Annotated in this window: 1 protein-coding gene; it reads left to right on the forward strand. The window is 66.4% G+C overall.

Annotated features, from left to right (window positions below):
* Positions 1-120: 120 nt before the first annotated feature.
* A partial coding sequence (locus tag Q4I23_RS33040; RefSeq protein ID WP_498529049.1) for an NAD(P) transhydrogenase subunit alpha part 2 occupies positions 121-536 on the forward strand: 416 nt, incomplete at its 3' end.

Raw genomic sequence — 536 nt, forward strand, 5'->3', positions numbered from 1 at the left:
ACGCTCAACTGGGACGACGAGATCGTGAAGGCCATCGCGCTCACCCGCGATGGGCAGGTCGTCCATCCCGCCTTCGCCGGCCAGACGGTCTAAAGGCCGGACGGAATTAGGGAGAGACACATGGATCAGACTCAATTGTCCAACCGCGTCGCTGAGCTGAAGGCCCAGCTCGCCGCGGCCAGCCAGCAGATCGACGCGCTCGCCGCCCAGGCCGCCGCGCTCGGCCACGCCACTCCCGTCGCGGACGCGGCGAGCCACGGCAACTTCTTCATCACCGGCCTGACGGTGTTCGTCTTGGCCTGCTTCGTCGGCTACTACGTGGTGTGGCGGGTGACGCCGGCTCTGCACTCGCCGCTGATGGCGGTGACCAACGCGGTGTCCTCGGTGATCATCGTCGGCGCCCTGATCGCCGCCGGCCCCGCCGGGTTCGGCTTCTCCAAGATCATGGGCTTCCTCGCCGTCATCCTGGCCAGCGTCAACATCTTCGGCGGCTTCCTGGTCACCCAGCGCATGCTGTCGATGTTCAAGAAGAAGGG

It is taken from the genome of Azospirillum sp. UFLA03-27, assembly GCF_059803775.1.